General features: G+C 56.7%; 11 protein-coding genes. 5 read left to right on the top strand and 6 right to left on the bottom strand.

The genetic code is table 11. From position 1 onward, the window contains the following. The first annotated feature begins 110 nt into the window (after window positions 1-110). Together ACOERD_RS05805 and ACOERD_RS05800 are read left to right on the top strand one after the other, a co-directional pair. Entirely contained in the window at window positions 111-1,517 is a 1,407-nt protein-coding gene (locus ACOERD_RS05805; protein ID WP_419738361.1) for an aldehyde dehydrogenase family protein, read from the top strand. Window positions 1,518-1,539: 22 nt separating this feature from the next. After that, window positions 1,540-3,516, top strand: a complete 1,977-nt coding sequence (locus tag ACOERD_RS05800; protein WP_419738360.1) for a tyramine oxidase — start codon at window positions 1,540-1,542, stop codon at window positions 3,514-3,516. A 317-nt stretch (window positions 3,517-3,833) separates the two neighbouring features. Here the strand turns inward: ACOERD_RS05800 and ACOERD_RS05795 are convergent, their stop codons facing one another. From ACOERD_RS05795 to hmgA, 5 genes are read right to left on the bottom strand one after another with little or no spacing between them, the layout of a single operon-like run. After that, window positions 3,834-4,022, bottom strand: a complete 189-nt coding sequence (locus ACOERD_RS05795) for a DUF2783 domain-containing protein (RefSeq protein ID WP_170375314.1) — start codon at window positions 4,020-4,022, stop codon at window positions 3,834-3,836. A 4-nt stretch (window positions 4,023-4,026) separates the two neighbouring features. Beyond that, window positions 4,027-5,640, bottom strand: coding sequence for an FAD-dependent oxidoreductase (locus ACOERD_RS05790; protein ID WP_419738359.1), 1,614 nt, complete (start codon window positions 5,638-5,640; stop codon window positions 4,027-4,029). A gap of 41 nt (window positions 5,641-5,681) precedes the next feature. Next, complete coding sequence (locus ACOERD_RS05785) at window positions 5,682-6,632, bottom strand: MBL fold metallo-hydrolase (RefSeq protein WP_170475171.1); 951 nt, start codon at window positions 6,630-6,632, stop codon at window positions 5,682-5,684. Window positions 6,633-6,668: 36 nt separating this feature from the next. After that, window positions 6,669-7,928, bottom strand: coding sequence for a fumarylacetoacetase (fahA, locus tag ACOERD_RS05780; protein WP_419738358.1), 1,260 nt, complete (start codon window positions 7,926-7,928; stop codon window positions 6,669-6,671). 37 nt (window positions 7,929-7,965) lie between these two features. Further along, window positions 7,966-9,321, bottom strand: a complete 1,356-nt coding sequence (gene hmgA, locus ACOERD_RS05775; protein ID WP_419738357.1) for a homogentisate 1,2-dioxygenase — start codon at window positions 9,319-9,321, stop codon at window positions 7,966-7,968. 136 nt (window positions 9,322-9,457) lie between these two features. On the opposite strand from hmgA, the gene ACOERD_RS05770 reads away from it, so the two are divergent. Beyond that, a complete protein-coding gene (locus ACOERD_RS05770; protein WP_419738356.1) occupies window positions 9,458-9,895 on the top strand; it encodes a MarR family winged helix-turn-helix transcriptional regulator in 438 nt (145 codons plus the stop codon). Continuing rightward, the gene (maiA, locus tag ACOERD_RS05765; RefSeq protein WP_419738355.1) at window positions 9,896-10,513 is read left to right on the top strand and encodes a maleylacetoacetate isomerase; all 618 of its coding nucleotides are present in this window, start codon (window positions 9,896-9,898) and stop codon (window positions 10,511-10,513) included. A gap of 297 nt (window positions 10,514-10,810) precedes the next feature. Here the strand turns inward: maiA and ACOERD_RS05760 are convergent, their stop codons facing one another. Then, window positions 10,811-12,553 (bottom strand): IS1634 family transposase, encoded by a 1,743-nt coding sequence (locus tag ACOERD_RS05760; protein ID WP_419737624.1) that lies wholly within the window; start codon window positions 12,551-12,553, stop codon window positions 10,811-10,813. Between ACOERD_RS05760 and ACOERD_RS05755 the strand changes: the two genes are divergently transcribed. Further along, window positions 12,546-12,770, top strand: a complete 225-nt coding sequence (locus tag ACOERD_RS05755; protein WP_419738354.1) for a hypothetical protein — start codon at window positions 12,546-12,548, stop codon at window positions 12,768-12,770. The two genes, ACOERD_RS05760 and ACOERD_RS05755, sit on opposite strands and share 8 nt — an antisense overlap. The last annotated feature ends 215 nt before the right edge of the window (window positions 12,771-12,985 follow it).

Raw genomic sequence — 12,985 nt, 5'->3', positions numbered from 1 at the left:
GCCATAGTTTTTGGCGCAAAACCCCAAGACTCGACCGACCGGTCGGATAATAGTGCTCCCCAGCCTTGCTGCGTTCGCGCACAGGCATCGCGATTTAGGGAGGACAAGCCGTGATCGAATACGATCTGACTATCGGGGGTCAACCGGTATCTACCGCCACCAGCTTTGACGTATTGAACCCGTCAACCGGTGAAGTCGCAGGGCGTGCGCCCAACGCGACAAGCGCTGATCTGGATACTGCTGTTAAAGCTGCGAAAGTTGCTTTCGAAAGCTGGTCGGCCAAGTCGGACGAAGAACTACAGGCCGCATGCGAGGCCGTTGCGCAGAAGATCGGAGAACATTCCGAGGAGCTTGCACAAATCATCACAGCTGAGCAGGGAAAGCCGCTGAATGGTCTTGGGTCGCGCTGGGAAATGGGCGGGGCAGGGGCCTGGGCAGGATATACTGCCGGGCTGTCCCTACCAATGAAAGTGCTGCAAGATAACAACGAAGGCCGCGTTGAACTGCACCGCAAACCGCTGGGCGTTGTGGGTTCTATCACGCCTTGGAATTTCCCGGTGATGATTGCGATCTGGCATATCATGCCAGCGCTGCGCACCGGCAATACGGTGGTTATCAAACCCTCGCCTCTGACCCCGCTGTCAACGCTGCGCCTTGTTCAGATCATGAACGAAGTACTGCCTGCGGGCGTCGTGAACGTGATCACCAGTGATGACAAGGGCGACAATATCGGAGGGGCCATGTCGGCCCATCCGGACATCCGCAAAATCGTTTTCACTGGGTCCTGTGCGACAGGGCAGAAGGTCATGGCCTCGGCCGTGGAAACCATGAAACGCCTGACCCTGGAATTGGGGGGCAATGATGCCGGTATCGTTCTGCCCGACGCAGATCCGCAAGCGATTGCCGAAGGTTTATTCTGGGGTGGTTTCATCAATAACGGCCAGACCTGCGCTGCGATGAAACGTCTTTACGTCCACGAAAGCATTCATGACGAGGTTTGCGACGCGCTGGTGGCCTTCGCCCGTAATATCCCGGTGGGAGATGGCATGGACGACAACGCGATCCTGGGTCCGGTCCAGAACAAGATGCAGTTTGACAAGGTCAGCCGCCTGGTGGCCGATGCGAAAGAACGTGGCCAGGTCTTGCTGGGCGGCGCGCCGGCCGATGGGCTGTTCTTCCCTCCCACGATTATTGCGGGTCTGAATAACGGCGATCCGCTGGTCGATGAAGAACAGTTCGGCCCGGCGCTGCCAATCATCAAGTATTCAGAAGTGGAAGACGCAATTGCGGCCGCCAACGACAGCCCGAACGGGTTGGGTGGCTCGGTTTGGTCGTCCGATATCGACGCCGCCAAGGCCGTTGCCAGCCGCATGGAGTGTGGTTCGGTCTGGATCAACAAACATGGCGCAATTCAACCCAACGCCCCGTTCGGCGGGGTCAAATCATCTGGCGTCGGTGTCGAATTCGCGGACGAAGGTTTGGCCGAATACACCGATATCCAAGTCGTATTCAGCTAAGAACAAGACAGGAGAGGAAAAGATGAATATCAGAAGTATCCTTGCCACAACTGCACTGGGCGCCGTTTTCGCCGGCAGCGCTTTGGCACATCCCCTGGACGGGTTAACGCCGGACGAACTCCAGCAAATCAACACGATCCTGAAAGAAAGCGGCACCGTCACCGACGAGACACTGTACCCTTTGATCGATCTTCACGAGCCGTCGAAAGCCGAAGTTCTGGATTGGAAAGAAGGCGACGTACTGGATCGCAAGGCGATGGTGCAATACACCACCGACGAAGGATTCAGCGAAGCAATCGTGAACATCACGCAAGGCACCGTTGAAGAAAACTTTGCCATCGAAGGCTCGGGTCAGCCGATGGTATTGTTTGCGGAATTCATCGGTGCACTGGAAGGGGCTTTGGGCCACCCGGATATGATCGCGGGGCTCGAAGCGCGCGGCCTGACAAATGAAGACGCGTTCTGTCTGCCATTGACTGCCGGCAACTTCTTTACCCCCGAATTCGACGGCACCCGCCTGATGAAAGTGCCCTGCTATCAGAACCCGACGGGCTCGAACTTCTACGCAAAGCCGATCGAAGGATTGTTCGCAATCTACGACATCGGCAAGCAAGAGGTCGTTGAGGTCATCGATACCGGTGCGATCCCGTTGCCGCAAGATGCCTGGGGTTATACGGCCGAAGAGGTGGCCGAACGGGTCGAGCTGCGACCGGAAACCAACAAGGTTCTACTGACGCAGGAAGGTGGCCCGAACTACACTCTGGATGGCAATCATTTGGAATGGGACATCTGGCGCATGAATCTGCGCGCGGAAAAGCGTGCCGGCCTCGTTGTCTCGAACATTGATGTCAACGATCAGGGCAATTGGCGCTCGGTCATCTATCAGACGCATCTGTCCGAAGTGTTTGTCCCCTATATGGACCCGACCGAGGGGTGGTACTGGCGGACCTATATGGACAGTGGCGAATACGGGTTCGGTCTGTTCCTGACGCCGTTGCGTGCGGGTGTGGATTGCCCTGAATATGCAACCTTCCTGCCTGCCGTAATCGCGGATGACGCAGGAATGCCGCTGGAAATCCCGGATGCGATCTGCATCTTCGAGCGCAACATTGGTGACCCTGCTTGGCGCCACTTTGAGATCTTTGCACAGACGCCCGACAACTTTGTACCTGCGGAAGGCCGTTCGGAAACCGAATTGGTTGTGCGTACTGCGTCAGAGGTCGGTAACTATGACTATCTGATCGACTACCGCTTCAAGCAGGACGGTCAGATGTTCATCAAGATCGGCGCAACCGGTCTGGACGCGGTCAAAGGCGTGGTTTCCACCTCGATGAATGATGCGACCGCTGCGGAAGACACCAAGTATGGCACGCTGATTGCACCGCATCTGGTTGCGGCCAACCACGACCACTACTTCAACTTCCGGATCGACTTTGACATCGACCAGCCGGTCAACCACATGGGTCTGATGGAAATCGTTCCGGCCGAAGTGCCTGCGGACAGCCCGCGCAAATCGATGTGGACCTGGCAGCATGTGATGCCGGACAGTGAGTTGGACGCACGCTATCGCTTCAGCGCCTCCAAACCGCGTCACGTCCATATCTCGAACCCGCAATCGGAAGGGTATCTGGGCCACACTCCGGGTTGGATGATCCACCACGGCTCGATCGCATACGGTCCGTTCGACTTTGAAAGCGACCCGCCGTTCAAGCGCAACGCCTATATCGAGTATTCCTCTTGGACAACTGTCTATGAACAAGAGCAGCGCTATGCGGGTGGTAAATACGCGATGCAAAGCGACGGTTCGGACACGCTGGCGGAATGGGTCAAAGAAGACAAGCCGCTGATGGGTCAGGATATTGTGTCCTGGTTCACCGCAGGGTTCCACCACATCCCGCGGATGGAAGACTGGCCTGTGATGTCGACCGAGTGGAAGACGGTTCACATCATGCCGTTCAATTTCTTCGCGCATAACCCGGCGTTGACGATCCGCGAGTGATTGATGGCAAATGAAATTAAAAAGGGCGGCCTGCAATAGGCCGCCCATTTATTTCTTGTTTTCTTGTTTTCTTGTTTTCCATTAGTTTTGCTGCATCGAATGCAGACCATCCAGGATCTGATCAGCCTGCTCGATCGATGTACGTTTAGGGGCGGGGGAAGGATGATGTCGTTGGCGTCGATCCGTACCCAACGCCATCATCGTATAGCTATTGATAGATGCGGCGCATTTCGGGCGCGAGTTCCGGGTCTTTCGGGGCGAAATGGTTTCGCTGGTCCCAGTACAGCCGAAAAGTCGACGGGCCGGCAACCAAGAGGTCAGTTTTCCTTCGCGGCCTTCAGTGCCTGGTTAAGTGTTTCTCGATCTCCGATGTGATTGGAGAGGATGAGAATGAGGCGCGCGTTCAGGGCTTCGCTTTCCTCATCCGACAGCCCTTCATGCACTGCGATAAGGTCTGCATAAAAATCATCCGGTGAATACAGGTTTGGTTCGGTAATCAGGGGCATCAGCTTATTCCTTTCCGCAGGCTTTAAGGACTGCTGAACGCAGAGCAGCCTCGTCGTAATCGCGCCAGCGCGCCGCGACATGCTGATCGGGGCGGACGAGGTAGACCGCCTGGCTTTCGGAGCCAAGGTAACGTTCCGCTACTGTGTCCGAAGCCGTAAGGGACACGCTTCTGACCGTGATACCGTCGATATCGAGGCTGTTCGGAACTTCGGTGTTGAGTGCCAAAATCACGAAGTCGTTTCCAAGCCGATCCAGAAGGAAGCCGTCGCCAACCGGGGCATCCTTGCATGGAGATCCCACTCTGGACGTGTCAGGACCTCCTGCGAGGTCATCCGCTCCGTTCAGGGACGAGTGATCATAGGTACAGGGCACTGACAGTCGCCCCGAATTTACCAGAGGCCGCGCAAATGTATGGCGTTCGGCCAGACTAAGCACAGCGTCTCGGAAATTCTTGCTTACCTTCGATTTTGGCGTGATGAAATCAGTTGAGCGGGTCGAATTAAGTATGTTTTCGTCCGCTCCGTAGATCCGTTCGTCATCATAGGTGTCCAGAAGGCTTTCCGGTGCCTTGCCCGAGATAACGAGGCCAAGCTTCCAACCAAGGTTGTCGACGTCCTGAAAGCCGGAATTCGCGCCGCGTGCCCCGAAGGGCGACACTTGATGCGCCGCGTCGCCAGCAAAAACAACGCGCCCGTGGCGGAATTTGTTCATACGCCGGCACTGGAAGGTGTAGATGGATGACCAGACCATTTCATATTCGACGTCATCGCCCAACATCGCATCCAGCCGCTTGCGGATGTTTTCCTCTTTCAACTCTTCCTTGCGATCGACATCCCAGCCGATCTGGAAGTCCACGCGCCACACGTCATCAGGCTGTTTGTGCAGCAAAGTCGAGGCGCCGGACTTAAAGTAGGGCTCGAACCAGAACCAGCGTTCTGTCGGGAATGTGTTGTTCTTCATCCGGATATCAGCGATCAGAAAGCTGTCCTGAAAAACCCGGCCTTCAAATCCCAGATCCAACATGTCGCGTGTTGGCGAACTTGCGCCATCGCAGGCGATCATCCAATCCGCCTCAAGCTGGTAAGGCCCGTCCGGAGTTGTGACGGACAGAACAACATGGTCGTCCTTGACGTCTACAGCTTCGACCCGGTTCTTGCCTCGGATTTCAATAGGCGCGCCGCGTTCCTGTTCCGCGCAAATCGCTTCGAAAATGAACTTTTCGAAATAAGGCTGCTGCAAGTTGATGAAGGCCGGGTTGCGATGGCCGGATTCAGGCAGAAGGTTGAACTCAAAGACCTTTCGGTCGTCCTGAAACACCTTCCCAACATTCCAGACGACCCCTTTGTCGAGCATTGGCGCGCCACAGCCATAACGGTCGGCGATTTCCAGTGTTCGCTTGGCAAAGCAGATGGCACGGCTGCCCATGCCGATCCCTTCGTGATCGTCCAGAACCAACGCCGGAATGCCCTGTCGACCAAGGTCCAGCGCGGCGGCCATTCCGATAGGACCGCCTCCGACGATGACAACCGGGTGGCGCACCACAACGGGCGCGTCTTGATCTTTTGATTTCTCATAAGGGTAAAGCTTGAAGGCGAGGGAATATCGGTCCTGAAGCATCGAAATACCTAGCTTGTTGAGTTCGGAGGAGATGAGTGGGTTCAGCCTTGCAACTGTTCCCACATTTCCAGATCACGTTTGTCAGTCCAGATGCGAGGGTGGGCGATCCCCCGAGCTTCGTCATAGGCACGGCTGACGTTGAATGGCAGGCAGTGCTCGTAGATCGCATAGTCCTTGAACTTAGGATCGCAGGCGTCGCGAACGGCATCCCAGGCGTCTTTCAGACTGCCGCCTTTCATCGCAACCCTTTTGGCGGGTTCGTAGGTTGAGTTGACGAAGTCGCGGGTGCTTTCGATGGCCCGTTCGACCGCTTCTTTGCCGATCAGCGCGCCGCCGCGACCCGGTGCGATGGCGTCGACGTCATAAGCTTTGATATTGTCCAGCGTCTGGCCCCAATCGGCAAAGTGACCATCCCCGCAATAGCAGGCCGAGTGGTCCTCGACGATGTCGCCGGTGAACATGACGTTCTGATCAGGCACATGGATCACCGCATCGCCTGCCGTATGCGCGCGGCCGATCTGTTTGATATCCACGCGGCGGTTGCCCAGATAGACCGTCATGCTGTCGCTGAAAGTGGTGGTGGGCCAGGTCAGGCCGGGGATGCTTTCATGACCTTCGAACAGGCGTGGAAAACGCTGGAACTCGCTGTCCCAGTCCTCTTGCCCGCGTTCCACGACCATCGAGCGTGCCACATCCGACATGATAACCTGCGGAGCGTTGAAGGCCGAGGCGCCCAGAACGCGCACCGCGTGATAGTGCGTGAGCACAACATGGCTGATCGGTTTGTCGGTGACTTCACGCACCTTCTCGATCACTTTGTTCGCCAGACGTGGGGTGGCCTGAGCTTCGACAATCATGACGCTGTCGTCGCCGATAATGACGCCCGAATTCGGGTCACCTTCGGCAGTAAAGGCCCATAGGCCCTCGCCGATCTCATCGAAGGTAATTTTCTTTTCTGTCATATCGCCTTGCGATGCGAATGCTTTAGCCATGGGAGTCCTCCGGTGCCCGAGAGGGCGATTTTCGTGTCAGTTACGTTTGTAAGGATCGTCGAGTGCTGCGAGGACTTGCCCCGTGCATTCGCCGAAACCGATCCGATAGCCGTCGCCCATAGCCGCGCCCGTCAGCGTTAGGGTGTCGCCGTCTTCAACAAAGCTGCGGGTCTCACCGGTGTCGAGAGCAAATGGCTCCTTGGCACCCCAGCTGAGTTCCAAAAGGGACCCGCGATTGTGTTTTTCCGGACCGGAAATTGTGCCCGAGCCCAGAAGATCGCCGGTATTCATCGGGCAACCGGACGTGGTGTGATGGGCCAATTGCTGAGCCGCCGAATAGTACATCTCATTGTAATTGGTTCGGGCAATGGTTGTCGCCGCCTTACCCTTCGGAGCCAACGTGACCGTAAGGTCGATGTCGTATAGCATCGGGCCACAATCCTTCAGGTGGTCAAGCAATTCGAATTCACGCGCAGGGGTGTTGCAGCGGAATGGCTCAAGCGCAGCTTTGGTCACGATCCAGGGGCTGATCGAGGTTGCCGTGGCCTTGGCCTGAAATGGCCCCAGCGGCTGGTATTCCCAAGCCTGAATGTCGCGGGCAGACCAGTCGTTAAGCAGTACGTAGCCAAAAATGTTGCTATCCGTTTCTTGAACCGAGATCGGACCATCCGAAGGGGTTCCAACGATGGCGCCCAACTCAAGCTCGATATCGAATCGCTGCGACGGGGCAAACCAGGGCAGGGTGTCGTTTAGACCTTTCAGCTGACCCCAAGGGCGTCGGATGTCCGTGCCCGAAACAACCACTGATGAGGCACGACCGTTGTAACCGATCGGGACGTGCAGCCAGTTCGGGGGCAACGCGTTTTCCGGCCCGCGGAACATGGTGCCAACATTGAAAGCATGGTGTCGACCCGCGTAAAAATCTGTGTATTCGCTAACGGCGAAAGGCATATGCATCTCGGCATCGTCTTGCGCGACGAGCAGGAGCTCAACTTTATGCTGTTCTTCGGCGTCTTCGGCCAACAGGCTCATCAGCCGGTCCCGCAATGCCGCCCACACAGCCGGACCCTCTTCCATCAATGGATTCCAGAAAGGCAGATCGAACAGGGGTTCGTCGCTCAGCGAAATCAGGCCTTCGGCCTCGGCGGCGGAGACGTCCAGGATCATATCGCCGATGGCCACGCCACAACGGGGTTCGTCGCCTTCGGTCGAAAAAACCCCATAGGGTAGGTTGTTCAAGGGAAAAGGATGGGCTTCATCATTGGCCGATATCACCCAGGAGTTCATCAAAGGCATTTTGTATCCAGATTTTGTCACGAGCGGATTAGTTGTTTCACTTTTTGCCGGGCGTGCCGTCGAATTTCTTTTCGATGTCCGCCCAGCAGTCAATATAGTCGTCCTGCAAGGGTGCCTCGGTTGCGGCGAAGGCGGTCAGATGCTGTGGGAAGCGGGTTTCGAACATGAAGGACATGGTGTGGTCCAACTTGTCCGGCCCCAGATTGGCGTTTGAGGCTTTTTCGAATGCTTCGCGGTCCGGGCCGTGGGGGATCATCATATTGTGCAGGCTCATGCCGCCGGGGACAAAGCCCTGAGGTTTGGCGTCATACTGGCCGTAGATATTACCCATCAGCTCGGACATGATGTTCTTGTGATACCACGGCGGGCGGAACGTGTCCTCGGCCACCATCCAACGCTCGCGGAACAGGACGAAGTCTATATTGGCCGTGCCGGGCTGGCCCGAAGGCGCTGTCAGGACGGTGAAAATCGACGGATCCGGGTGATCGAACAGGATTGCGCCGACAGGGCAGTAGGTGCCTAGGTCATATTTGTAAGGCGCATAGTTGCCGTGCCAGGCCACCACGTCCAGCGGGCTATGACCGATCTGAGTGACGTGGAATTGCCCGCACCATTTGATCGTCACAGTCGAGGGCACCTCTCGGTCCTCGAACGCGGCGACAGGTGCTTTGAAGTCGCGCGGATTGGCCATGCAATTGGCGCCAATCGGGCCGCGACCCGGCAGCTCGAATTTCTGCCCGTAGTTCTCACAGACAAATCCGCGTGCTGGACCTTCCAGCACTTCAACACGGTAGAGCAACCCGCGCGGCAGGATCGCGATTTCCTGTGGCTCCAGATCAATGATCCCCAGCTCGGTCACAAAGCGCAGGCAGCCGTCTTGCGGCACCACCAGCAGCTCGGAATCGGCCGAGAAGAAATAGTCATCCACCATCGAGTCGGTGACCAGATAGACATGGCTGGCCATGCCGACCTGCGTGTTCACATCCCCCGCCGTCGTCATGGTGCGCATGCCGGTCAGCCATGTCAAAGAGGTGTCAGAATGCGGAACCGGGTCCCAACGATACTGGCCCAGGCTGATCACATCCGGGTCGATACAGGGCGCGGATTTCCAGTAGGGCAGGTCGATTTTCTCATAGCGATGCGAATGCTTGACCGAAGGGCGAATGCGATAGCACCACGTCCGCTCGGGTGGATTCGCGGTGAAGGCCGTGCCGCTGAGCTGTTCGCCATAGAGGCCATAGTTGCAGCGCTGCGGGCTGTTCATGCCCTGCGGCAACGCGCCAGGCAAAGCCTCGGTCTCAAAGTCATTGGCCCAACCGGGCATGTAACCCTTTGAAATGGTGTTCCCATCTTCGGCAACGGTCAATCCGCTATGTTCAACGAGCACATTCATCTGAATCTCCTGCTCACTCGATTCGGCAAGACTTTGGGTTCGCAGTAAATATTTGTTGCATTTGCAACGTTGTCAATATTTTTGTTGCAGATGCAATGAAAATCTGAATTCAATAGCGCCGAAAGGAAGTCCCTGCATGAGCACCAAAAACTTGCCCGAGTTCGATTTGGAAGGGTTCTTGCCATACCGGCTTACGGTGCTGGCCGCGCGACTGAGCGCAGAAATGGCGCAGAAGTATAAACACGAGTTTGGCGTATCGAACCCGGAATGGCGCGTCCTTGTGAACGTTGGATATGCTGAAAACCCGTCGGTTCGGGACATTGAGAAACGAGTCAGTCTAGAGAAGTCAAAGGTCAGCCGTGCGGCCGCACGGCTTGAATCCCGCGGACTGATCACCAAGGTTGAAGACCCTGCCGACAGACGACTTGTCAAACTCGACCTTACGGAAAAAGGCGTGGATCTTCTCAGCCAATTGGTTCCTATTGCACTGTCGTTTCAATCCAGCCTGGAAACCAAACTTGGTGAGTCTGAGGAAGCGCTGAATGCCGCCCTCGACCTGCTTTCGGAAGAATAAATGATTAAGCTTTATGACTATTGGCGCTCTTCAGCCAGCTACCGCGTGCGGATCGCGTTGGGCCTTGCCGGGGAAAGCTGGGAAACCGTCATCGTGAACCTGCTGGAAGCTGAGCAGCAGTCCGACGCGCATCTGTCCAGAAACCCTCAGGGTCTGGTGCCGGTGTTGGAAATAGACGGGAATAGGTTCACCCAGTCGCTAGCGCAGATCGAGTATATTGACGAAACCAGAGGCCTTGGCCTTTTGCCCCCGGACCCCGTGGGCCGCACCGAGGTGCGTGCGTTGTCTTATGCTGTGGCAATGGATATCCATCCGGTTTGCAACCTTCGAGTGGTGAAATGGGCCGTAGAACACTCAGGGAACCAGATTTCGAACGAAGGCTGGATGCAGCATTTCATCGGCGAAGGTCTGGCGGCTTACGAGGAGATGACGCAGGGCGGTCCGTTTTCCTACGGTGACCGTGTAACGCTTGCCGATGTTTGCCTGATGCCTCAGCTTTACAATGCGAAAAGGTGGGGTGTTGAATTGGCGCACCTGCCCAAGATTTCTCGGATCAAGGACAGCTTGGATCAGATCCCGGCCTTTCAGAACGCCCATCCGAACAACAGCCCGCATTAACTGTTTTCGTTCTCGCGACTCTGCCCATAGTCAGCCACAGCCTTTTCAAGAGCGCGAAGTCCATCCTTAAGCTTGTCTATGTCCTCATCGCTCATGCTGTCAATCGGCATTGAATAATGACCCCCCATCGGCGTCCAAATTTGACCCCCCTTGGAGCTAAGAGGGGCGTTGAGGGGGTCGTGTTTCCTGACTTCCGACATTTTTTCGTATAAGTCATTGATATTATTATGCCTTGGTTGCCAAAAGGCACTACACGGACTTTTTTCGCCAGCGATTGTTTCGGAGTGTTGAGGGAGCTCAGGCTTTGGTCTGGCCAGTTTTTCGGGTGCGCCCGGGGGGTATCTTGAAAGGGGCTTCGTTCCAGGTCAGGCCGACGCAGGTGAGGATGCGTCTGGCATCGACCGTGGCATGGCTTGGCATGCCGTAGCGGTCAGGGGTGCCTTTGTGGCGCAGGATCGAGAGCTGCAATGCGTTCAACTCGTTGCGGATACGAGCCGGGCTCATCGGGTGTCCGAGCAGGTCCAGATGCTTGCGCAGGTGCTGCAGGCAGCAGAAGGCCATGTAGCAGATGGCGATATGGGCCCGGACCCGACGCGGCGACCAGTGATAGATGGGCCGGATTTTCAGATCGTGCTTGTTGGTGCGGAAGCAGGCTTCGATCTCCCACAACTGGTGATAGCGGGCAATGACGTCCTGTGCCTCCAGTTCGTCCGCACCATGAACAACAATGGCATGCAGCCCGTCCCATTGTGCCGCTGCCTTGATCTTTGCATCATCCAGCGTGACGTCCCCGCTGTCGGGGAAGGCCAGGAAGCGGCCATATCCCCGGCTGCTGAAGCTGCCGGGTTTGCGAGAGCGCTTGAGCTTCTTGTGCAGCTTTTCGATTGCCTTGTCGCGCTTGTGGGCATCATTGCGTGCCCGGGTGGGTGACCAGGTCACAATGACCCGCGCTCCCTCCTGGTCGATCACCTTGTACCAGCCCTTCTCGGTTGCCTCTTCAGAACCGTGTCCAGCCCAAGGCTGGCGTCCCTCCGGGCTCAAAATGTTCGCCTTCACGGCGGCCGGGGCGGACTTCATGCGATAGCCGAGGATGTAGGGCAGACCCTTGTTCTGCAACATCTGCTGGTTGTCCTTGCTGAGCATGGCGGCATCGGCCACGAACGTGACCCTGGCCACGTCGAAGCGTCCCTCCAACGCCTTCAGCGCAGCTTCCAGCGTATGACCTTCCCAGGTGTTTCCCGGGAAGAGTTCATAGCCCACAGGCAGCCCATCGGAGGTGACGATCAGCGCCAGCATGACCTGAGCGCGGTGATGCTTGCCATCCTTGCTGAAGCCCTTGGCCAGAAGATGATCCTGCTCGACCCCGTCCGCATCCTCGGCCGGGTCCTCGCGCTCGGTGTCAAAGGCCAGGGTCGTGCAATCGTAGAACAGCACGGTCACTGGCCCGCCCAGCAACTTCTCTGCCGCCGCGTGAGAGGTTTTGCAAATCCCGTCTATCACCGGCGTATTGATGTAATCCATGCTCCGATAGACCACGTCCAGATTGAGCGTGATGCCTGCCTGGTTCTCCAACGCCTCCACGGTCGCGCGCTTGCTCTCGGGCTGTGCGATCCGCGCCATAACCAGCTCTTTCACAATGCGATTGGCACTTTTACGCGCCGCCCCCAGAAGGGCCCCCCAACCCAGTTGGTCATACATCGTCCCCATGACATCCCGCAGACCCAGAGAGACCCGCGCCTCCTCACGGCACTCGGCAAGATCAACGCCAAGCTTGTCCGGCCGCGGAGCGCGGCGCACCAGCGCCTGCAGATCGGCATATTCCGTGGGCGTGAACAGTTCCATTTGCGGCGAGCGATCAATGCGTAATTGCTCCATCAAGCGGCCCGCCAGACGCTTGATATCCTCAATCTCGCTGTCGTTATGGGCCACACCCACATGGCGCAGGATCTTCTGGCGTACCTTGGAGCCGGTGCGGACGGATTCAACGATCTGGATCCGTGTGCGGTTGAGCTTTGCGTCATGTTTGGTGCGGATGAACATGGGCGAAGAGGTTAGCCATCTGAAGGCCCATGTCAATACTTTTTATAATAATGGGGCACTACAACGCGCCTCTGAGCAACCACACCTGAAAACAAACCAAAAACCCAGTCAGATCAACAAAAAGGTCGGAAGTCAGGCGGCCATTTCTCGGATCTTATCAAGTGTTCTTTCGCGCACCGAACGATCCAACCAAAGCCATTGTGTCAATCGGCATTGAATAATGACCCCCCATCGGCGTCCAAATTTGACCCCCCTTGGAGCTAAGAGGGGCGTTGAGGGGGTCGTGTTTAGGTTGATTCAGGAGGGGGTGGACAGCAGGTCAAACCGAAAAGAGAGCGTAGCTCGACTGAAGGTTTGACCTGCTGTCTGTTTTGAATTTATTCCCCGATTTCGAGGTTAGTCGCGGTGGTTAATTCGCCAGCTTTCGTTCCC

This window comes from Ruegeria sp., assembly GCF_965199275.1.
GTDB lineage: Bacteria > Pseudomonadota > Alphaproteobacteria > Rhodobacterales > Rhodobacteraceae > Ruegeria.
The sequence above is the reverse complement of the archived record's forward strand: the minus strand, read 5'-3'. Positions and strand labels throughout refer to the sequence as shown.

Bases quoted from the DNA above. Each gene is read 5' to 3' on its own strand.
- ACOERD_RS05800 (WP_419738360.1), top strand. From the start codon at position 1,540: ATGAATATCAGAAGTATCCTTGCCACAACTGCACTGGGCGCCGTTTTC.
- ACOERD_RS05795 (WP_170375314.1), bottom strand. From the start codon at position 4,022: ATGCCCCTGATTACCGAACCAAACCTGTATTCACCGGATGATTTTTAT.
- ACOERD_RS05790 (WP_419738359.1), bottom strand. From the start codon at position 5,640: ATGCTTCAGGACCGATATTCCCTCGCCTTCAAGCTTTACCCTTATGAG.
- ACOERD_RS05785 (WP_170475171.1), bottom strand. From the start codon at position 6,632: ATGGCTAAAGCATTCGCATCGCAAGGCGATATGACAGAAAAGAAAATT.
- fahA (WP_419738358.1), bottom strand. From the start codon at position 7,928: ATGCCTTTGATGAACTCCTGGGTGATATCGGCCAATGATGAAGCCCAT.
- hmgA (WP_419738357.1), bottom strand. From the start codon at position 9,321: ATGAATGTGCTCGTTGAACATAGCGGATTGACCGTTGCCGAAGATGGG.
- ACOERD_RS05770 (WP_419738356.1), top strand. From the start codon at position 9,458: ATGAGCACCAAAAACTTGCCCGAGTTCGATTTGGAAGGGTTCTTGCCA.
- maiA (WP_419738355.1), top strand. From the start codon at position 9,896: ATGATTAAGCTTTATGACTATTGGCGCTCTTCAGCCAGCTACCGCGTG.
- ACOERD_RS05755 (WP_419738354.1), top strand. From the start codon at position 12,546: ATGAACATGGGCGAAGAGGTTAGCCATCTGAAGGCCCATGTCAATACT.
- ACOERD_RS05760 (WP_419737624.1), bottom strand. From the start codon at position 12,553: ATGTTCATCCGCACCAAACATGACGCAAAGCTCAACCGCACACGGATC.